This is a genomic window from Zooshikella harenae (genome assembly GCF_018837975.1).
Taxonomy (GTDB): Bacteria; Pseudomonadota; Gammaproteobacteria; order Pseudomonadales; family Zooshikellaceae; genus Zooshikella; species Zooshikella harenae.
In genome coordinates this window covers 17,873-37,265 of record NZ_JAGSOY010000006.1, presented here as the reverse complement: position 1 = coordinate 37,265, position 19,393 = coordinate 17,873, and the positions used below count along the sequence as shown (strand labels likewise).

At 40.6% G+C, this 19,393-nt stretch carries 20 protein-coding genes; 14 read left to right on the top strand and 6 right to left on the bottom strand.

What is annotated here, in order from left to right; all coding sequences use genetic code 11:
• Nucleotides 1-612 precede the first annotated feature (612 nt).
• The 3 genes from KCG35_RS04390 (at nucleotide 613) to KCG35_RS04380 (ending at nucleotide 5,291) form a co-directional block, all read left to right on the top strand.
• On the top strand, nucleotides 613-1,905 hold the full coding sequence (locus KCG35_RS04390; RefSeq protein WP_215818453.1) for an OprD family outer membrane porin: 1,293 nt from the start codon (nucleotides 613-615) through the stop codon (nucleotides 1,903-1,905).
• Nucleotides 1,906-2,285: 380 nt separating this feature from the next.
• Nucleotides 2,286-3,575: an OprD family outer membrane porin gene (locus tag KCG35_RS04385; RefSeq protein WP_215818452.1), complete on the top strand. Its 1,290-nt coding sequence runs from the start codon at nucleotides 2,286-2,288 to the stop codon at nucleotides 3,573-3,575.
• Between the two features lie 384 nt (nucleotides 3,576-3,959).
• Entirely contained in the window at nucleotides 3,960-5,291 is a 1,332-nt protein-coding gene (locus tag KCG35_RS04380) for an OprD family outer membrane porin (protein WP_215818451.1), read from the top strand.
• Nucleotides 5,292-5,420: 129 nt separating this feature from the next.
• Here the strand turns inward: KCG35_RS04380 and KCG35_RS04375 are convergent, their stop codons facing one another.
• A complete protein-coding gene (locus tag KCG35_RS04375; RefSeq protein ID WP_215818450.1) occupies nucleotides 5,421-5,765 on the bottom strand; it encodes an HU family DNA-binding protein in 345 nt (114 codons plus the stop codon).
• Nucleotides 5,766-6,467: 702 nt separating this feature from the next.
• Between KCG35_RS04375 and KCG35_RS27225 the strand changes: the two genes are divergently transcribed.
• The gene (locus tag KCG35_RS27225) at nucleotides 6,468-7,133 is read left to right on the top strand and encodes a cold-shock protein (RefSeq protein WP_444972203.1); all 666 of its coding nucleotides are present in this window, start codon (nucleotides 6,468-6,470) and stop codon (nucleotides 7,131-7,133) included.
• 229 nt (nucleotides 7,134-7,362) lie between these two features.
• Here the strand turns inward: KCG35_RS27225 and KCG35_RS04365 are convergent, their stop codons facing one another.
• Together KCG35_RS04365 and KCG35_RS04360 are read right to left on the bottom strand one after the other, a co-directional pair.
• The gene (locus KCG35_RS04365; RefSeq protein ID WP_215818449.1) at nucleotides 7,363-7,563 is read right to left on the bottom strand and encodes a SlyX family protein; all 201 of its coding nucleotides are present in this window, start codon (nucleotides 7,561-7,563) and stop codon (nucleotides 7,363-7,365) included.
• A gap of 10 nt (nucleotides 7,564-7,573) precedes the next feature.
• On the bottom strand, nucleotides 7,574-8,017 hold the full coding sequence (locus tag KCG35_RS04360; protein WP_215818448.1) for an HIT domain-containing protein: 444 nt from the start codon (nucleotides 8,015-8,017) through the stop codon (nucleotides 7,574-7,576).
• A gap of 128 nt (nucleotides 8,018-8,145) precedes the next feature.
• On the opposite strand from KCG35_RS04360, the gene KCG35_RS04355 reads away from it, so the two are divergent.
• Together KCG35_RS04355 and KCG35_RS04350 are read left to right on the top strand one after the other, a co-directional pair.
• A complete protein-coding gene (locus tag KCG35_RS04355; RefSeq protein WP_215818447.1) occupies nucleotides 8,146-9,876 on the top strand; it encodes a proline--tRNA ligase in 1,731 nt (576 codons plus the stop codon).
• Between the two features lie 176 nt (nucleotides 9,877-10,052).
• Complete coding sequence (locus KCG35_RS04350) at nucleotides 10,053-10,685, top strand: lytic transglycosylase domain-containing protein (RefSeq protein WP_230409002.1); 633 nt, start codon at nucleotides 10,053-10,055, stop codon at nucleotides 10,683-10,685.
• Between the two features lie 33 nt (nucleotides 10,686-10,718).
• Here the strand turns inward: KCG35_RS04350 and KCG35_RS04345 are convergent, their stop codons facing one another.
• Together KCG35_RS04345 and KCG35_RS04340 are read right to left on the bottom strand one after the other, a co-directional pair.
• A complete protein-coding gene (locus KCG35_RS04345; protein ID WP_215818446.1) occupies nucleotides 10,719-10,991 on the bottom strand; it encodes an acylphosphatase in 273 nt (90 codons plus the stop codon).
• 88 nt (nucleotides 10,992-11,079) lie between these two features.
• Entirely contained in the window at nucleotides 11,080-11,544 is a 465-nt protein-coding gene (locus KCG35_RS04340) for a TlpA family protein disulfide reductase (RefSeq protein ID WP_215818445.1), read from the bottom strand.
• Nucleotides 11,545-11,666: 122 nt separating this feature from the next.
• On the opposite strand from KCG35_RS04340, the gene KCG35_RS04335 reads away from it, so the two are divergent.
• Nucleotides 11,667-13,214, top strand: a complete 1,548-nt coding sequence (locus KCG35_RS04335; RefSeq protein ID WP_215818444.1) for a cyclic-di-GMP receptor FimW-related protein — start codon at nucleotides 11,667-11,669, stop codon at nucleotides 13,212-13,214.
• On the opposite strand, the gene KCG35_RS04330 is transcribed toward KCG35_RS04335, so the two are convergent.
• The gene (locus KCG35_RS04330) at nucleotides 13,173-14,501 is read right to left on the bottom strand and encodes a YihY family inner membrane protein (protein WP_230409001.1); all 1,329 of its coding nucleotides are present in this window, start codon (nucleotides 14,499-14,501) and stop codon (nucleotides 13,173-13,175) included. The two genes, KCG35_RS04335 and KCG35_RS04330, sit on opposite strands and share 42 nt — an antisense overlap.
• Nucleotides 14,502-14,678: 177 nt before the next feature.
• On the opposite strand from KCG35_RS04330, the gene arsC reads away from it, so the two are divergent.
• The 7 genes from arsC to KCG35_RS04295 all read left to right on the top strand — a co-directional run bounded on the left by arsC (nucleotide 14,679) and on the right by KCG35_RS04295 (nucleotide 19,372).
• Complete coding sequence (gene arsC / locus KCG35_RS04325; protein ID WP_215818443.1) at nucleotides 14,679-15,041, top strand: arsenate reductase (glutaredoxin); 363 nt, start codon at nucleotides 14,679-14,681, stop codon at nucleotides 15,039-15,041.
• Entirely contained in the window at nucleotides 15,038-15,406 is a 369-nt protein-coding gene (locus KCG35_RS04320) for a DUF2069 domain-containing protein (RefSeq protein WP_215818442.1), read from the top strand. The genes arsC and KCG35_RS04320 overlap by 4 nt, the downstream gene beginning before the upstream one ends.
• A 198-nt stretch (nucleotides 15,407-15,604) precedes the next feature.
• Nucleotides 15,605-15,889 carry a hypothetical protein gene (locus tag KCG35_RS04315; protein ID WP_215818441.1) on the top strand — a complete coding sequence of 95 codons (285 nt, stop codon included), beginning with the start codon at nucleotides 15,605-15,607 and terminating at the stop codon, nucleotides 15,887-15,889.
• Between the two features lie 183 nt (nucleotides 15,890-16,072).
• Entirely contained in the window at nucleotides 16,073-16,657 is a 585-nt protein-coding gene (locus tag KCG35_RS04310; protein WP_215818440.1) for a ZrgA family zinc uptake protein, read from the top strand.
• A gap of 49 nt (nucleotides 16,658-16,706) precedes the next feature.
• Nucleotides 16,707-17,483: an ABC transporter ATP-binding protein gene (locus tag KCG35_RS04305; protein ID WP_230409000.1), complete on the top strand. Its 777-nt coding sequence runs from the start codon at nucleotides 16,707-16,709 to the stop codon at nucleotides 17,481-17,483.
• Nucleotides 17,483-18,748: an ABC transporter permease gene (locus KCG35_RS04300; RefSeq protein WP_215818439.1), complete on the top strand. Its 1,266-nt coding sequence runs from the start codon at nucleotides 17,483-17,485 to the stop codon at nucleotides 18,746-18,748. Before KCG35_RS04305 ends, KCG35_RS04300 begins: the two co-directional genes overlap by 1 nt.
• A gap of 3 nt (nucleotides 18,749-18,751) precedes the next feature.
• Nucleotides 18,752-19,372: a DUF3299 domain-containing protein gene (locus KCG35_RS04295; protein WP_215818438.1), complete on the top strand. Its 621-nt coding sequence runs from the start codon at nucleotides 18,752-18,754 to the stop codon at nucleotides 19,370-19,372.
• Nucleotides 19,373-19,393 lie beyond the last annotated feature (21 nt).

The following is a 19,393-nucleotide window of genomic DNA, read 5'->3' as shown; positions in this document are numbered from 1 at the left end:
TTATACAACAACAGCTTACTGCTTAGGGCTATGGTAAAAGCTTTAAATTTAGTAAAATTAATGACAGAATTTCGTAATAAATAACCATTACATTCTTGTAAAAACGTTATGTTCTAGACATAATAGGCCAAACCTGATACCAAATAAATGTAATTTAAAAAATACTAATTTAACTGTACTTAATACACACACTAGCAATCTTAAGAGCAGTAATAGAAGTCAATAAAAACGTAACTAAGTAAAATAGAGAAGTAGAACTTAGCTTATGCAGTGTAAGTTGCTAGCCCAATCATCTAACTCCTTATGTTTTTCTCCTAAAGCACATTGCTTACCGGCTTTTTCTGCTTCTGCCCCCTGCTTATATTCTCCTGAGCATAATTTAACCATAACGATTAGGTAAACAGATGGAGAATAAAACAGATTACAGCTTTTAGAAACAGCACATGAAAATGTCGTTGCATTCATTGTTGTTTTTTATTAAAAACACAACAATGCGTCAGTTCTAACTTTGAGCTGATTAGGTAAGATCTGTCATATGTTGACAGTGCAGTGAGTCAAATAGGTATGCCGAATCGACTCATAACACACAACACCTTAGGAGTAGGTCACACAATGAAGATGTTTAAACTTTCTGCATTGAGCGCAGCTGTTTTTGCTGCCGCCTCTGCAACCGCAGTAACAGCGCAAGCTGAAGGATTTATTGACGATAGCTCTGCTACATTGAGCATTCGTAACCAGTACCGTAACGAAAGCGGTGTTAATGGTCATGAGTTTGACCGTAAAGAGTGGGTACAAGGCTTCCAGCTTGACTATCAGTCTGGCTACTTTATGGACATTATCGGCTTTGACTACTCAGCGGGTGCCGCTTTTAAATTGGACCAACCTGCAAATGAAACTGGCTGGGACGCAACCAACCTACCACAGGATGGAAACAGATCTGATGTAAATGATATTGCAGGTACTAACCAAGCTTATTTAAAAGCCAAGTTTGGTGATGAAAACCTTAATGCCAATATGAAATTTGGTCTGCAAAGAACCTGTACAGAGCTATTCTGCCCTTCAGGTTCTCGTATACTTCCAGCTTCTGCTTATGGTACTTACCTGGAAGGTAATGTACAAAACCTGAAAGTATACGGTGCTCGTTGGACTCAAATGCACTCTCGTAGCCAAAGCTACTTCGCCAAAGACTTTAAAGATGGTGACAACACTATTGACTCTGTAAAACTTGTTGGTGCTGCTTACAAGTTTGATAATGGTTTAGGCTTATATGCAGAGTATGGTGAAGCTGATGAGTACCTGAAAAAGTACTTTACTAAAGCTGACTACACTATTGATCTAGGCAATGAAACTTCTCTGTTATTGGATGCTCGCTATGCTCATGCTAAAGACCATGGCGATAACTACAATGGTGAAGACAACGACTATGAGAGCAAGTACTACAATTTAACTGCCACCCTATCTATCCAAGACTTGGATGTTTGGGTTGGCTATAACGTCACTAAAGATGGTGATTGGGCTGGCCAGTGGGATGGTGAAGTTGACCAAGCTGGTGCCTTTAACTCCTCTCTTGACTTATGGCAAGGTTATAATCGCAAAGACGAGCGCGCCTGGGTTGTAGGTGTGAATTACAAATTTGATAACATTGGTTTACCTGGTCTTGAAGCAGGTACTCGCTATGCCCATAGCTCAAATATTGATAAAAATTCATTAGCTGCAAGCAAGCAGAATCCCCTAACCAATGATGACCAAGCACATGAGTGGACTCAATGGGCTAAGTACACTGTTCAAACAGGTCCTATGAAAGACTTCTCTGTCTACGTTGAGCACGCTCGTGGTGACAACCCAACAGGTGGTGATGAAGACGATACGCTGGTACACCTTCAGTACGACTTAGCTATTTTCTAATCTCCCGAAAAGTTCATACTTTTCTTGCTAAAAAAACGCCGCATCTGCGGCGTTTTTTTATTCTTGTAATAAATCCCGTCTATATTTGTTAGCAAAATCTCATGGAAGATCCATACTAGGAAAGGTAATGGAACAAAAAAAACACACATGGACTTGTGTATGAAAAAAACTTTTCCACGGCTTTATCGGGGCCTCTTCTGCGTTTCAGTGACATTACACCAAGTAATACGTGTAAGGAGTTCACATGGCTATTCTTAGTCTGTGGCACTAAGGCAGCTTTGGCTTTGGTTTCCGTAATACCCCCTACACTTAACCAGTGATTCAGGACTTAACGCTAAATCACACACAATAAACACAATATGACTAGGAGTAGGTCACAAATGAGAACATTTAAACTAACCTCACTAAGTGCAGCAATTCTTGCCGCAAGTGCTCTTGTTCCAACAACTTCTCAAGCCACTGGTTTTATAGACGACAGTAGCGCTACTTTGGGTATAAGGAATTACTACTTCAATGAAAATGGCGTAAACGGTAATGCCTTTGACCGTAAAGAATGGGTGCATGGCTTACAGTTTAGCTATTCATCAGGCTACTTATGGGACATGATAGGCTTTGATTATGGCGCGGGTACTGCAGTTAAACTCGATAACCCTGCAAATCGTACTGGCTATAGTGTCACAAACTTACCTCAAGATGGTAGCAGCACAGCAGATGCTAACGACATTGCTGGCACCAATATCGCTAATTTAAAAGCTAAATTTGGCGATGATAAAATGAATGCCAATATAAGATTTGGCCTACAGCGTACCTGTACTGAGTTATATTGCCCATCTGGCTCACGTATTTTAGAAGCCACTTCCTATGGTACCTACATTGAAGGCAATATTGAGAGCCTGAAAGTATATGGTGCTCGCTGGACTCAAATACACTCACGTAATAACAGCTTTTTTGCTGAAGGTTTTCAAGATGCCATGGGTGATGAAATCGACCACCTCTATATCTTTGGTGCTGCCTATAAGTTTGATAATGGACTTGGCCTTTATGCTGAGTGGGGTAACTCTGAAGATTACCTTGAGAAACAGTTCCTCAAATTTGATTATACCTTTGATTTGGGTAGCGGAATCACCCTGCTAGTAGATGGCCGCTGGGCTGATGCAGAAGAAGATGGTAATGGTTATGCGACCCAAGGGTTTGAAAGCACCTACTGGAACCTGTCTGGCACAGTTACTGTTAATGATTTCTATGTGAGACTGGGTTATAACAAAACCTCAGACGGTAACTGGGATGGAGAGTGGCATGCTAACTACCAACAGGATGGTGTTTACAATTCAACGCTTGACCAATGGCAAGGCTACAACCGTGAAGATGAGCGTGCCTGGATTGTAGATATTGGTTACGACTTTGCCAACATTGGTTATCCCGGCCTAGTTGCAAATACATATTATGTTTATGGTACCGATATAGATGATGCTTCGCTTGCCGCTGGAGCTAATGCGACATCAAGTGATGATAATGCTCATGAATGGGGACATTATATTACTTACACAGTACAAAGTGGTCCCATGAAAGACTTATCTGTTGAGTGGCAACACTTCCGTGTGGATAACCCTGTAGGTGGAGACGAGGACACTAACCGTATCAAAATCAGATATGATATAGCCCTATTTTAATACCACTTAATAAATAGTATATCCCCTTAAAACGCTGCATCTGCAGCGTTTTTTTTAAACCGAGAGAGACCTTTATAATAAACCAAACTACTAAATATACCTTTTATTTAGTAAAAAAGCCTAAGAAAGAGGGACTCATAGAAAAATAATTCAAATATTAAAAGAATCATTAAAGCTAAATTGTGCCAATCACCTTACGTATGCACCCTATCCTTTTTATGAGTTTACAACAAGTAACGTATATTTATGTATTGTAAATAATTTTTTAATTTATATTTCATAGAGATCTGCAAACAATAACCTTGCTCCTCATTATATTCATAGCGAAGGATGTTATTGAGTTTATAAAAGGGAAAATACATTGATAAACATAAGGAGCTGTTTATGCAGCTATCACAAGCCTCATTAAAAAATGCTTCATCAACGCTGATACTTTACACTTCGATTTTTACCACGTTAAGCATTTTCAGTAACACAACCCTTGCAAACAACGCTGCACCTAAATTTGATTTAACACTCAGAAATTACTATTTCAACCGGGATTATCGTCATGAAAATGGCGATGCAAGAGCAGGCAATAGAGATGGTAAGCGCAAAGCCTGGACCCAATCATTTCTTTTTGACTATCAGTCTCCATACTGGCATAAACTGATTGGCGGTGATCTTTCTATTTGGAATACCCTTAAATTAGATGGTGGCAAAGGGACAGGAAAAAATAATTTAACAATTACACAAGAGGATGGAGATCAAGTAAGCTACTCATCATTAGGCGTAGCACTCATCAAATTTAATCTGGAGAATTTCTGGAATACAACAGTTAAAGCGGGTCGCCAAACATTTGAAACCCCACTGGCGATGAACTCAGATAGTCGTACACAACCGTCTGCTTTCTCTGCAGTTCATATTCATAGCCAGCCAGTTGACCGCTTTAACATAAATTTACTGGGTATATACGAAGCAAAAGATAAAGACGATAGTGGTTTTGATGATATCCATTATGAATACGGATTTGCCATTAGCCGAGATAAAATTGAACACGCATACACTTTGAGTATGGATTATACCTACGAAAGTGGTCTTTATTTAGCGGCTCAGGCACTAACCGCTAAGGATGCTTATAATGCCTATCATTTGGAAGCAAGCTATAGCTTCCCATTGAATGATTGGCTAAAAATAGATTTGGCAGGCCTATGGGAAAGACAAAAAGACACTGGGAATTTTAATGATGATAATCCTGGTTCAGTAGGCATTGATAATGATTTATTTAGCTTTAGTTTAGCCTTTAGACTAGGTGATTACTCAAAGTTTACAGTCATATCTCAAAACCTGACAGGCGATAGTGGTTTTGATTATTTTGCTGAAGGTGATCCCTGGTGGTTCAACAGTATCCAATACTCTGACTTTAACTTTGAAGATGAAACCTCTTGGCAAACTCGTTTTGATTATGACTTTTCAGGAATTGGCTTTCCCGGTCTAACAGGACTCATTCGTTATGGCTATGCCAATGATGCAAAGACCTTTGATAGCAGTACAAATGAAGAGTATACCGAATGGGAACGAGATCTTGAGCTAAGGTATAAAGTGCCCAGTGGACAGCTAAAAGGCATGGACATTCGAGTTCGGCATGCCACCTATCGCTCGCACCGAGGAATGGGTAATGGTGGTGCGCTTGATGAATTTCGTATTATTGTTAATTACACCTTACCATTAATATGATGACTACTTTTTTAATGCTTAAAATGAAATTATGCTAAGTCCTTTATTAGACAGAAAAAATGCACCAGCTAACTGATGCATCTCAGTACCCACTATCAATAAGGTGCCGGTCAGCACCTTAAATACAGGTTAGCTTTCAGCCATATCTTTCAGTTTTTTCAATGCTCGTACTTTTACTTGCATTGAAGCAGGCTTAGCTTTAAACATCATTTCTTCACCTGTAAAAGGATTCACCCCTTTACGTGCTTTAACAGCAGGCTTTTTCTTAGTAGTAATTTTAAGGAGTCCAGGCAGTGTAAACTCACCGCAAGCACGCTTTTTGACATGTCGCTCAATTACGTTTGCAAGCTCATCCAACACATTCTGTACATCTTTTTTGGCTAAACCAGTAGTCTCAGCCAACTCATTCAGTAACTGAGTTTTATTGTATTTTTCTTTAATAGCAGCAGGTGCTTTGCGTTTTGCTTGTGCCATTGCTATTTAACTCCAACACTAAAACATATTTTAACTAAACGAACCATGCTCCCAGGCTTAACACTCTCTTAATGAGTTTCATCCCAAATAAAGAGTATGGCAATGGAAACACTTAAGATTTCAGTCAGTTATCCTTGATAAGAAATCAACTATTGTTTGAAACAAAATAATCTATAAAGTTCGCTTTGTCTTAACAATGGGTATAGATAACGACTGTCGTTAAGTACGACTGAAAGTGCAGTGTACTTGGGAAGTAAGCAAAACCAAACGATTGAGCTAATTTGTTACCCAATACAATTTGGTAAAAAACCTGTATACGCAAAAGTACTTAGCGCACACAAAATCTCTTAGATTGTAGCCTAAAAAGCTTACCATCTTAGCAGGAAACTATAATACAAGTCTTTCCAGGACGCACGCATTTTATGCTGAAAAACAGCATTTTCTTTTGTTTTTTACATAAACAACAGATTTAGCCTGAATGGTTTTATAGGTAAGCTGAGAATCTTCCTACAAATTCAATGTCTTAGACTACACTTAGGAAGTAAAGCATAGTGCTTTCACTTATGGCAGCAGTGTAAATATAACGCTTGCTTTATGTACTGTTGATGGCTTTCAATCGCTTTTCTGGTTAATCCACTTTACTCAATGAATAAGCCATTACTTAACTTTTTTTAATCATCACTAAAACTAAATTTAAACAATATGAAATTAGCCAAATTACTCCGTATCGTACATTGTTATCTTGGGCTATTAGCCTTTTTATTAACGCTAGTGAGTGTGCCTATTTTTTTCCCTGAGGCACATATGTCCCTTCCCTCAACAGAAGCCTTGAATATGCTAAGTCTTTCACTCATTAACCTGCTGGTTGGTAGCTTATTCAGCTTACCACTATCACAACGCCTATGGTGGCTTCAACTGCTTGGCTCAGTTCTGCTACTTATCAGCCTGTTAGGCAGTATAATTGCCACACTTACAGCGTCCTCTATTTTTCAAACTCTTCATATAATCTGGCTGATGTTATTTGGGGTCGTATTTTCAGCCTGTGCTCACTGGTATAACTTTCGACTGCATGCCAACATTGTTTGGGATACTGCAGCACGAGAAACAGGTACTGTTAAATGGTTTAATGTTAGTAAAGGATTTGGATTTATTTCTCGTGCTCGCGGTGATGATGTGTTTGTTCACTTTAAGGCAATACGAGGCCAAGGACACCGTACATTAGCAGAAGGCCAACAGGTTGAGTTTCTTGTCACTGCTCGTGATAAAGGTCTGCAGGCAGAGGATGTTGTGAGTATTCCACCTGATATGTTTCACCTAGAATATGACGAAGATACATCACCGCCATCTCAAAATAACAACGACCAATAAGGTGAGTAATCAGTGATACACCCCAGATAAACCCGAAAAATAAATTAGATAAACAATAAAAAAGATGAACTGAATAACGTTAGTGTTTCTACTTTGTTAATGGTGAGATCGCTATCTGCACAGCTTAAGGAGCTGTTATGCAGATAGCGTTTTACTTTCCTACTTAACTCATAACACCTTTTGGAATTAACAACCCAACTAATGTTGTAGTCACAGCAAAGGGTATGGATTAATAGTGTGGAGGCTTCTCAGCCTGCTGTGATGCTTGAATTAACTCAGGCAATGTTTGTAACTGATCCTTAAGGTAATCCACTTCTCGTTGTAATACATCAATTGACTTCTGCTGTTCTGCAACCACTTTATTTAAAGCCTGCAACAAATCTTCTTGAAAAGCCATTTGTGTCTGTAAATCAACAAGCATCTGATCCATCGAACTTCCTTTAACGCTCTGCAGCGTAAGTTAAATACGTAGTAAACACCGTATGTAAACGCTCCTTGAGCGCTTCCACGGCCTCAGGCGCATAAGCGATAGGAGGCAGTTTACCCCACACAGGCTCAGGCCAGGCATCATCCGACTGCTGCCGAGCAATAATGTGAATATGTAGCTGGCGCACCTTGTTACCCAGCATAGCAATGTTCATTTTGTCTGCTGCAAAAATATCCTTAAGTTTTTCACTAATATAGCTAACTTCCCACCACAACTTTTGCTGCTCATCGGCTGAAAGCTGGTAAACCTCTTCGATACCAGGAACACGAGGTACTAAAATAAACCACGGGTATCGTTTATCATTCATTAATAACAGCGATGATAATGAAAAATCCCCCAGTTTTACTGTGTCTCGTTGTAACTGTTTAGCAAGAGTAAAACCTTTCATTGCTTCCATCTTACGCTATCCTCTGACCAATCCCGTAAAAATATACTATTCACTGATATTGATAATACGTGATCATAGCAATCCGCAGCAATGCACCGTAAAATACCCGGTTTTTGGAACACAACTGGTAGCCAACTATGCGCACAACTGAATTCTTTATTCCCACCTTAAAGGAAACGCCTACTGATGCCGTAGTTATCAGCCATCAACTGATGCTGCGTGCAGGAATGATACGAAAACTGGCTTCAGGGTTGTATACATGGTTACCGTTAGGATTACGCACCTTACGTAAAATAGAACGTATTGTTCGCGAAGAAATGGATAATGCGGGTGGCATCGAGCTGTTAATGCCCGCTATTCAACCTGCAGAACTATGGCAAGAGTCAGAACGCTGGGAGCAATATGGGCCTGAACTACTGCGTATTAAAGACCGCCATCAACGTGACTTCTGTGTAGGGCCTACCCATGAAGAAGTCATTACAGATATCGCCCGTAACGAGCTAAGTAGTTACAAGCAATTACCTTTAAATTTTTACCAGATTCAAACGAAATTCCGTGACGAAATTCGCCCTCGTTTTGGGATTATGCGCGCTCGTGAGTTTGTCATGAAAGATGCGTATTCATTTCATTTGGATGAAGACAGCATGCAGCAAACCTATGAGCGTATGCATACTGCTTACTGCAATATTTTTGACCGTTTAGGTCTCAATTATCGACCTGTTGTTGCTGATAGTGGCAGCATTGGAGGTAGTACATCACATGAGTTTCATGTTTTGGCTGAGTCTGGAGAAGATGCAATCGCTTTTAGTAATAGCAGCCAGTACGCCGCTAATGTTGAGAAAGCTGTGGCCTTGCCAGATACTACAGAATGTCCAGCTCCCAGTGCTGAACTCTCTAAAGTAGCAACACCTAACCAGCATACAATCGCAGATATTGCCTCCTTTTTCAGCGTTGAGCCTAAACAAACACTTAAAACACTTGTTGTACATGGTCAACCTGATGAGCAAGGTAATACCACACTTGTGGCACTTATCATCCGAGGCGACCACCAGCTTAATGAGATCAAAGCAGAAAGTATTCATTCTGTAGCTACACCCCTGACCTTTGCCTCAGATGCAGAAATACAAGCACAACTCAACTGTCAGCCAGGTTCTATAGGGCCTGTTGGCTTATCTACGCCTATTGTTGTGGATCATTCTGCAGCGCATTTAGCAGATTTTATCTGTGGTGCCAACGAAGATGGCTACCATTACACAGGCGCCAACTGGCAGCGGGATTGCCAATATACTACGGTTGCAGATATTCGTAATGTGGTCGAAGGCGATCCAAGCCCATGTGGTCAGGGAGAGCTGGTAATCAAACGCGGTATCGAGGTTGGGCATATTTTCCAGCTGGGCTCTAAATACAGTAAAGCGCTGAATGCAACCGTTCTAGATGAAAAAGGCAAGTCTGTCACTATGCTGATGGGTTGCTATGGCATTGGTGTATCACGCATCGCGGCCGCAGCTATTGAACAAAAAAATGATGAACATGGCATTATCTGGCCTGATGCCATTGCTCCTTTTCAAATTGGTATCGTTCCACTAAAAATGGATAAATCAGAGCAAGTTAAAACAATAACAGAGCAAGTCTATCAACAACTTACTGAAGCAGGCTTTGATGTTTTACTTGATGATCGTGACCGTAAAACCAGTCCAGGTGTTAAGTTTGCAGAAATGGAATTGATTGGCATTCCACACCGTTTGGTGATTGGTGAACGAGGATTAGCTGAAGACGTTATTGAATATAAACACCGCTCAGCTGAAAACTCCACAACAGTTCCAGTCTCTGAAATAGTAGATTTTTTCAAAGAAAAAATTACTCTTTAATCAAATAGTTTATCTGTCGCATTCACTATGAAGTGCCCTGTGTGGCACTTCACTTAAGCACTTCATCACTTACTCGTGCTACTTAACGAGATTTTGCTTTTCTAAAAGTCAATGCAACAGGTAAGGTACATATATTAAACCTGGCAGGATGGCCCATTAGTAATAATCTGATTCTTATGCAGCAACCACACGTTAAATCAGATCAAGTTAAAGATTATGCAATGTTTCAATTAGACTTAAAAAACGTCTTGCGTCTAGCTATTTGCTTTTTTTGCTTGTTTATTCAATCAAGTTTTGCTGGGCGACAGCAGCCTGCGGACCCAGAGATTCGCTCATTACTCAAAGAAACAGTCAGTAACGCTTCCAGCTTTTATGATAAATATGATGCCGAAGTATGGCTTGTGGATATGAATTCCAGACTTTCTCGCTTTGTCAAAGCCCCAGATAAGCGACTGGCCATGTTAAAGATGGTCCACCAAGAAGCAACCCGGGCTGGCTTAAAACCAGAACTCGTTCTCTCTGTTATTCATGTAGAAAGCTTATTTAATCGCTTTGCTGTTTCGTCCGTAGGCGCTCAAGGTATAATGCAAGTTATGCCTTTTTGGAAAAATGAAATAGGTCGCCCTCAAGATAACCTAATTGATTTAGCCACCAATTTACGCTACGGCTGTACCATTTTAAGTCACTATATTAAAAAAGAAAAAGGCGATCTAGTTCGTGCTTTAGCCCGATATAATGGCAGCCTTGGAAAAACCTGGTACCCCCGCAAAGTCATGCTGGCCATGTATAAGTATTGGTATCCTCAATAATCACTCTATTATTTTCTCTAATTCGATCAGCGCTTAACGCACGTCAAATTCTTGATAATTATCCCAAGGTATTTCTTTTACCTCGACATGCTGTACATCCGCCATAGGTGGTCCCTTGGATAACCATTCTTCAAGCTTTTGCAGCACATGGCTATCACCACACATTACTACCTCTACTCGTCCATCAGGCAAGTTATACGCATACCCTGTAATACCTAATTGAACAGCCTTGAGCTGAGTTGATCCTCTAAACCACACTCCCTGAACTCGCCCTGTCACCCACGCTTTTTTACAAATTTGTGACATAAAAACTCCATTATATTCGAAGCGATTAAATCCTTATATTAAAGAAGAACTCTTTGGCAAACACTTAGCAAGCAGTGCGCATATCTCTTCAACTACTCTTTTGAGCCACGGCTATTGCCTGTGTTATTGACTCCAAAGTTTGTGGGCCAACTAATTTTTTCACCACTTTTCCTTTTGGGTTAATCAACAGTGTTGTAGGCAACACTTCAGGTCTTGTCCAACTCAGCTGTGCGGTTGGATCTTGCTTAAACACAGGAAACTTAATATTTAATTGAGCAACTTGCTGCTGCAACTCGGTAAGGTTTCCTACATTGTCAAAGTTAATGCCAAGTACACTCACATTTGCTTGAGCGTCTATCTTATTAAGCTCAGGAATTTCTTTAATGCAGGGTGTACACCATATAGCCCAATAGTTAATCAGTAACCACTGACCCTGATACTCTGCGATATCAAGTGGTTTCCCTTGACTGTCATAAAAATCAGGGCGATTACAACCAATTAGACTTAGACAAAATAGCAGAAGCAGAACTACTCTGAAATGTAGAATCGTCATAAGGCTGTCACTAGTTATTGAATGGAGAATTATAAGTGCATTGATTAATTACTTACTGAATCGAAGTGGATAATAACGCGTATATCCTTTGCATGCGATAGCAGTAAGGAGAGCTTATGCCAATGAGCAGCCTAGAATTGTATATACCAAGACAGCAAATTACCCGCAGCGCAATAATCAATTGCTCCCCTAAGGCCATTAAACAAGAGTTAAAAGAGCTGCCTCTGGCCAACATGCCTGCAGCCTTGCGGCAAACCTGTGCATTACTCTCTTTAATAAACCGAACAAAGTTTAGTGACTCTGCTCGCTTAGGTATTATGCAGTGTTTTGATAACACATTTCGCAATATTAATGACTATTACCATTCCAAAAGCCAACAATATATACAACAAATTACGCCTACTGAGCAGCACAAGTTGTCTGAATTAAAGGAAGAGATGGCTTTTGGCTACAAAATAATTTTGCAAGAAGCATTAACCAGAGATGACATGAACCATAAGCCTATGCCTGATATCGTTTATATGGCGATGTTCTATCTCTGCCAATGTCTGATGCAGCATTATGATACATTCACTCAGCCTGGACTTTATCTTTGGAAAGAAGTTAATCACTTATTTAAATTTGCAGAGGATCATAAATTTCACAGAATTGTAGTCAAACGACAGTTTCAACCCATAGCAGGTGAAAATGTTGAAGAACTGTACAAGCAAATTATGCTGGTTGAAATGGCTAACCCCTATCATTTAGCCCCTGGTGAAGCCTGGTTCCTATACTCTTATTTGGGCAAACATGCAAACTATGCCAGGCTAACAGATAGTCCTGAACAATCTGATCCCTCACAATACTTTTCGATAAACCTTAATAGTGAACAACGACCCCATAATGCCTTTAGTCATTCTCAACGTAGTGAAGACCCAATTCGCTATTTATTTCCTGAAAAGCTCGTTGCCCTACTCGATCAACATGTAAGTACCTTAGCAGGAGGCCATCGCCCCGCTGAAATAGGTATTCCTACCGCAACCAAAACACAGCAGGTCATCGAATTATTGTGCAATATAAAGGAGGTCTGGCGTCAAAGCCGTCACCGCCTGGGCTTGCGCATTCCCTGTAACTCATTTACAGCGATTGTTTGGGGTGTAGATACTATTCATCAGTTGTTATCACCAGAAAAGCAAAAAGAAGTTTTACAGGATAGTCAGTTACACCGCACAACAGGCCGGATGGTCAACGAAAGCGAGAATGGTTTTTGCCTTAAGTTAACCCATGTTAATTATTCTGACTTCCATAATGGTCAAGTTATCGCCATGCGCAGCGACAAACAATCTCACCCCCGCTGGATCTTGGGTATAATTCGCTGGCAACAACAAGACTCTGAAGCCCAAGAAAGCCTTGTGGGTGTGGAGTATATTCGTGGCTTAGTCCGGCCCATTACGCTCAAAACACTCAGTGAAAGTAAAGCACATCGTACAACAGATGGCTTACTTGTCACCAATAAAGTCAATGGTCGTCAGCAGCATAGTGTGCTGGTGAGTGCTGGCGTATATATTCCAGGTAAAGGACTACAGCTTGAGGTACCTCAGCAAGGCAAGGAATACGATATTCAAGCTGATGATCTATTGCAGCATACATCATGTGTTGACCGTTTTTCCTTTAAAGCTTATGTTGCTTGAGGGGTATAAATCAGCATTATGGCAAGTATCCTCGATTCCTAGCTGATCCCCTTGCTGGTAATCAAACAGCTGAGTCAATGATATTGGCAATTGCTGTTCTGCATAGTGGTGAATGTGGGCAATACGAGCCACTAAATACACCAACCACTCAGGCCATGACTGTTGCTGAATGCGGTTAAGTGTTTCCTTATCAGGTAACTGCCAGGGAATAGACCGACAAAATGTCCAGCAATTGACTAACGCTAAGTCATGCCCAAGGATAAGTTCGCCACTACCATCTTTTGTTATAATACCTTGCTCCTGTAACCACTTAGTACATAGCTCCCACTGTTCTTGGCTTACTGGCCAGTTTGCTTGGTGCATATGTTGATAGCTTGTGGTTAATCCCTGCTGAAAGCGTTCACGAAACACTTCAGCAACAACAATGACCGCAAGGGATGTTGGTAAAGGTTCACGCGTTTGCAAATCATGCCAAAAATTTAATGCTCGTACTAACTCAGCACCCAATAAAATAATATTCCAGGAAAGGTAAATCCATAATAAAAACAAAGGTACTGCAGCAAACGCCCCATAAACTAACTCATAGCTAGGAGATAAAGAAACAAATAATGCAAAGCCTTTTTTGGCTAACTCAAATAAGGTGGCCGCTAAAAGTCCACCTAATAAAGCATGCTTAAAACGGACGGGGCGATTAGGTACAGCAATATAAATCAAACAAAACGCTGCTGCAGTAAGTAAGGGTGGGACTAATTGTAAAAGCCACTGACGACCAATAATTAAATCCGTCGCATCCATAATAAGCTCAACAGATGTAATGTAAGAAGTCAGCGCAAATCCACAACCAAGTAATAATGGCCCCAAGCTCAAAATAGCCCAGTATAATAAAAAGCTTGCAAGCCCTTTTCGCCCTTGCTCAACTCGCCAAATTTTATTTAAGACTTCTTCTATAGTTTTTAACATCAACAATGCCGTAACAATCAGGAAAGCCACCCCAACAAATGTTAACTTTCTTGCTTGAGAGGAAAAATCAGCTAAATATGACTGAACTGTCGCACCAGCTGATGGCACAAAGTTACTAAATATAAAGCTTTGAATTTGATCACCTACCCCCTGAAATGTTGGAATTGCAGCAAGCATGCTGTAAGTTACCGTCATTAATGGCACAACGGCAAAAAGTGTTGTATACGTCAATGCCGCAGCACTTTGTAAACAGCCATCTTGGACAAAACGTTGACCAATATAACGTGCAAATACGGCAAGCTTGCGCAATACCATCATCAATTCCATGCAATAGCTCCAGCAATTTCATATACCCGTAAGTGATGGGGATATTACAGTGTAATATATTTACTTCTCACGATGCATATTTCTTAATAATACCACTTACCTTTCCCCTTTCTTATGGTCAAGGTAAACTCTATCCAAGCCAAAAAAAGAACCTTTATTTCCTTAATAGGGCATCACATGAGTGAACTTGTAATTTATCACAACCCCCGCTGCTCCAAGTCACGCGCAACCTTGGCACTTATTGAAGAGCAGGGTTATACACCCAAAATAGTAGAATACTTAAAAACACCACCATCGCTGGTAGAATTACATGACATCCTTAAAAAACTAGGTATTCAGCCTAGAGAAATCTTACGAACAAAAGAAGAAGAATATAAACAGTTAAATCTGGCAGACCCAAGCCTTAGCGATGAAGCTATCCTAACGGCCATCAATGAACATCCCAGATTATTAGAACGCCCCATTGTTGTGGCTAAAGACCAAGCTGCTATTGGACGCCCTCCTGAAAATGTTTTGCCCTTACTGGCTTCGTTAACATGAATAGTTCATGCTCTACAACAGTAAAACACCACAGCATGAGCCTAATTACTAAGGTGTTATATATCGCATTACTGATCTATTTAATTTTAGATACTTGGTTTTTACGTCCACCTGATGGTGTATCACTCAGTGTTATCACCTTGGTTAAAGTATTACCCTTATGCCTTTTAATTCCTGGCATTTATAAAGGCAAACCACGTTCCCACGCCTGGCTTTGCTTTATTCTTACGGTTTACTTTACTGCTGGCGTACTCGCCACATGGCAAACACCTGAGCTATGGGAAAACTGGTTTCTAACTTTAACCAGTGCCACAGCATTTATTACCAGTATGTTATACATTCGCTGGTTTTACAGGGCCAACTAAAGGCCCTGCTTACCCATAAGCGCTCAATGTAACAATCCACATCCCATCAATTAAATGAATTCTTCACCCAGAACCGCTAATGTTTACAGCTAAGTGATCACAGACATAAATAATCATCATTGTCAGATGAAAAGTTATACTATAACATTTTAAGTGCTGGGTAGATTTTCCTTCCTCAGGTAATATATTGATAATGTAATGAAACATTTTCTCGAGCGAATAAAAGTGCTCGTCGTGGCTGGATTGGCAATATGTTATGTCATTGCCACGTGGCAGGGCCATATACATCTCAACTCTGACCATGAAGAGAGTGGTCCGTGCTTTTTATGCCAGTTTCATAGTTCCGCTGGTGTTCCAGTTCAATCTATCAAGCATCAACCTCCTCTCATACATCAAACCAACACACAATCTCTTGCTCCTCAAATAATTCATCCCACACTATATGCCTTTGCCATTCGCGCCCCTCCAATGATCACGTGTTAGTCGTTTAGTACTGTCTTACACACTTATTAAATCAAGCCTTCTCATGGCACTGATGTAAAAACGACAAGAGCAGCCTCTTGGCTCTCTTTTATTGTGCACACGTGCTTTATATCCAAGACAGCCCATCATTCATAAAAAGCAGGGCAGTCACTGGTTAAGTCGAAAAATTTGGAGCGCATTAATATGCAAACATCCTTCAAGGCAATCACCTCAGCATCACTCTTGTTTTTTCTGACACTCCCAGCAACAGCAGAAGTTCGTCAACATGGAGCCCATGAGCATGGTAGTGCCACTTTAAATATTGCTTATGTAGATAATACGTTAGAGGTTGAACTACTATCCCCAGCTATGAACCTGATCGGGTTTGAGCATATGCCTGAAAATGACGAGCAATTTAAACAACTTAATAGTGCGCTAAGTAAGCTTAAACACGCTCACCAACTCTTTAGCTTACCCAGCACCTGTAAGCTAAAGCATATTAATTTTGAAGGTGAATTAGTTGAGTCGTTAGCACAGTCATCAAAGAGTGACCATCCTGGGCATGATTCCCACAAATCAAAAGATGACCATGACGAGGAAGAGCATCATCACAGTGATATTCACGCTCACTATCAGTTCGGTCCGTGTAAAGATATCAACCAATTAAACATTAGTTTGATAAAGCAATTTCCAGGTTTAGATCATGTAACAACACAAGTCATTACCAGCAACAGTCAAACCCAATTGCAGCTAAATAGCCAACAACAGAGTGTTCCTCTTAACCAGTGAACAGGTAAACAGCACTATTTAATTTAAATGATTATGCTTAGGTGTGCTGATGTTACGCCTAAGCAAACGGAAACAAACCATGATGAGTGATGCGATTATTCAGCTGCAAGCTCTACAATTTGCTTGGAAACCAAACCAACCTGTATTGCATATTGATGAGTTAACCATCAACAAACGTCATAAGATGTTTATAAAAGGACCCAGTGGCTGTGGTAAAACCACTCTGCTGGCACTACTTGGTGGTATTTTAAAACCTCAACAGGGACAAATAACCCTACTTGGACAAGACCTTACTCAATTAACGGATAGTCAGCGAGATCACTTTCGAAGTGAACATATTGGCTTTATTTTCCAAATGTTTAATCTGCTGCCCTACTTATCTGTTTTGGATAATATTACGCTCCCTTGCCGCTTCTCCCAAAAACGACAACAACGTATTAAAGATAAACAGTCAACCCCTCAGGCTGAAGCAAAGCAACTGGTAGCGACGTTAGGCTTACCAGAAAACGTGCTGTCTAAACCCGTAACAGAACTCAGTATCGGCCAGCAACAACGTGTAGCCGCAGCACGCGCACTGATTGGTGGACCAGAAATAATCATAGCCGATGAGCCTACATCCGCATTGGATTACGATGCCCGAAAAAGCTTTCTATCATTACTTTTCGAGGTATGTGATGCCCACCAGGCCACTCTGCTCTTTGTCAGCCATGATCCAACCTTAGAGACTTTATTTGACAATACCCTCTCTTTAATGGACATCAACAAAGCGGCTTCTCATCACCTTAGTGGACAAGACAATATCCATCTACTTAAGGAGGTGGGCTAATGATGCCAACTCTTAAACTAGCCTGGCAAAGTCTACTCAACCGTAGAATAACTGCATTATTAACTGTTTTAGCCATAGCCATCAGCGTAACACTGCTATTAGGTGTTGAAAAAATTCGCACAGAAACCAAACGCAGTTTTCTCAGCACCCTGTCTGGAACAGATTTAGTCATAGGAGCCAGAACTGGCCCAGTACAACTGATGTTGTATAGTGTATTTCGCATGGGTAATGCGACAAACAACATCGACTGGAAAAGTTATCAGCACCTCCAACAACATCCGCTCGTCAAGTGGACGATTCCTCTCTCCCTAGGCGACTCACATCAAGGGTTTCGCGTCTTAGGAACAGATCAAAGTTATTTTACCCACTATCAATATGGTGATCATCAACCACTAAAGATTAAACAGGGTAAAGTGTTTACTGATATTTTTGATGCCGTCATTGGTGCTGATGTCGCAAAAAAGCTGGGTTATTCCTTAGATGAGTCCATTGTTCTCGCCCATGGTGCAGGTAAAACCAGCTTTATGAAACACTCTGATAAGCCTTTTACGGTGGTAGGTATATTGGCACCAACGGGTACTCCCGTAGACCAAACCATTCATGTGTCACTGGCTGGAATTGAAGCTATTCACCTAGGTTGGGAAAATGGTGTACCTGCGATGGGGAAACCGCGAGTTTCTACAAATCAGGCTCGGCAGCAAACCCTAGAACCAAAAACCATTACTGCAGCTCTGGTTGGCTTAAAAAGTAAAGTTGCAACGTTTCGCTTACAACGGGAAATCAACGAATATAAAGATGAACCATTAACTGCAGTCTTACCAGGCGTTGCCTTAGCCGAGCTATGGAGTCTTTTATCCGTAGCTGAGCATGCACTTCTGATTATATCTGCCTTTGTTGTTGCAACAGGTCTTATTGGCATGTTGACATCAATTTTGATGTCGTTAAATGAACGAAGACGGGAGATGGCTATTCTGCGTTCAGTAGGGGCTCGTCCAGTGCATATATTTTCACTGATGATGACAGAAGCTGGCCTACTGGCCACTATTGGCTGTTTACTAGGTGTTAGCTTGCTCTATCTACTTATGCTGATCACTCAACCTATCATCAGCAATTATTATGGTGTTGCCTTAGCCATTACCCCTCTTACTCACTACGAATGGCTTCTTATCCTGGTAATTATTAGCAGTGCTTTAATTATGGGGTTAATCCCTGCTTGGCGCGCTTATAAAAATTCACTGGCGGATGGAATGACGATAAGGGTTTAACTCATGTTAAAAAAGCGATTAAAACGTTTAAGTATAAACTTACTACTCTTACTACCTCTAACGGCAACAGCAGAAATTAAAACGTTAGATTGGATGGATCTTATTCCTGAAGAGTTACGCCAAGCGTATATTGAACAACAAGATGTCGCTACCATTGATAAGCTGTCATCAACATTACTCGAAAAGGAGCAAAAACAAACGGAAGTTAAACTGTCTGCACCTGTCGTAATGGGTTTAAATCAAAAAGATATCCGAATACCTGGCTATATAGTACCTTTGGATATGAGTAAAGAAGGTACCGTTAAAGAGTTCCTACTCGTACCCTTTTTAGGTGCATGTATCCATGTTCCACCACCACCGCCCAACCAAATCATCCATGTCACTTCAAAAAAAGCAGTCATCCAGGCTGATGCACTGTATGAGCCTTACTGGATAACAGGCAAGTTATCGATATCTCAAGTCAGTACCGATATTGCCGAAGCCAGTTATGCGCTAACAGCTTCACAAATAACGTTATACACAGAAGAAGATGCTGAGCAAGCAGAGAAGGCAAATGCGACATCGGCAAAAAATCAGGAAAGCCAAAACACAGGAGATAGCAAAGGGCAGAACAAAAGTAAGTGATGTACTTTAAACAAATACTTT

Bases quoted from the DNA above. Each gene is read 5' to 3' on its own strand.
- KCG35_RS04390 (WP_215818453.1), top strand. From the start codon at position 613: ATGAAGATGTTTAAACTTTCTGCATTGAGCGCAGCTGTTTTTGCTGCC.
- KCG35_RS04330 (WP_230409001.1), bottom strand. From the start codon at position 14,501: ATGGAATTGATGATGGTATTGCGCAAGCTTGCCGTATTTGCACGTTAT.
- KCG35_RS04375 (WP_215818450.1), bottom strand. From the start codon at position 5,765: ATGGCACAAGCAAAACGCAAAGCACCTGCTGCTATTAAAGAAAAATAC.
- KCG35_RS04310 (WP_215818440.1), top strand. From the start codon at position 16,073: ATGCAAACATCCTTCAAGGCAATCACCTCAGCATCACTCTTGTTTTTT.
- KCG35_RS04335 (WP_215818444.1), top strand. From the start codon at position 11,667: ATGAGCAGCCTAGAATTGTATATACCAAGACAGCAAATTACCCGCAGC.
- KCG35_RS04345 (WP_215818446.1), bottom strand. From the start codon at position 10,991: ATGTCACAAATTTGTAAAAAAGCGTGGGTGACAGGGCGAGTTCAGGGA.
- KCG35_RS04360 (WP_215818448.1), bottom strand. From the start codon at position 8,017: ATGGAAGCAATGAAAGGTTTTACTCTTGCTAAACAGTTACAACGAGAC.
- KCG35_RS27225 (WP_444972203.1), top strand. From the start codon at position 6,468: ATGAAATTAGCCAAATTACTCCGTATCGTACATTGTTATCTTGGGCTA.
- KCG35_RS04320 (WP_215818442.1), top strand. From the start codon at position 15,038: ATGAATAGTTCATGCTCTACAACAGTAAAACACCACAGCATGAGCCTA.
- arsC (WP_215818443.1), top strand. From the start codon at position 14,679: ATGAGTGAACTTGTAATTTATCACAACCCCCGCTGCTCCAAGTCACGC.
- KCG35_RS04350 (WP_230409002.1), top strand. From the start codon at position 10,053: ATGCAGCAACCACACGTTAAATCAGATCAAGTTAAAGATTATGCAATG.
- KCG35_RS04385 (WP_215818452.1), top strand. From the start codon at position 2,286: ATGAGAACATTTAAACTAACCTCACTAAGTGCAGCAATTCTTGCCGCA.
- KCG35_RS04365 (WP_215818449.1), bottom strand. From the start codon at position 7,563: ATGGATCAGATGCTTGTTGATTTACAGACACAAATGGCTTTTCAAGAA.
- KCG35_RS04355 (WP_215818447.1), top strand. From the start codon at position 8,146: ATGCGCACAACTGAATTCTTTATTCCCACCTTAAAGGAAACGCCTACT.
- KCG35_RS04305 (WP_230409000.1), top strand. From the start codon at position 16,707: ATGTTACGCCTAAGCAAACGGAAACAAACCATGATGAGTGATGCGATT.
- KCG35_RS04295 (WP_215818438.1), top strand. From the start codon at position 18,752: ATGTTAAAAAAGCGATTAAAACGTTTAAGTATAAACTTACTACTCTTA.
- KCG35_RS04315 (WP_215818441.1), top strand. From the start codon at position 15,605: ATGAAACATTTTCTCGAGCGAATAAAAGTGCTCGTCGTGGCTGGATTG.
- KCG35_RS04300 (WP_215818439.1), top strand. From the start codon at position 17,483: ATGATGCCAACTCTTAAACTAGCCTGGCAAAGTCTACTCAACCGTAGA.
- KCG35_RS04340 (WP_215818445.1), bottom strand. From the start codon at position 11,544: ATGACGATTCTACATTTCAGAGTAGTTCTGCTTCTGCTATTTTGTCTA.
- KCG35_RS04380 (WP_215818451.1), top strand. From the start codon at position 3,960: ATGCAGCTATCACAAGCCTCATTAAAAAATGCTTCATCAACGCTGATA.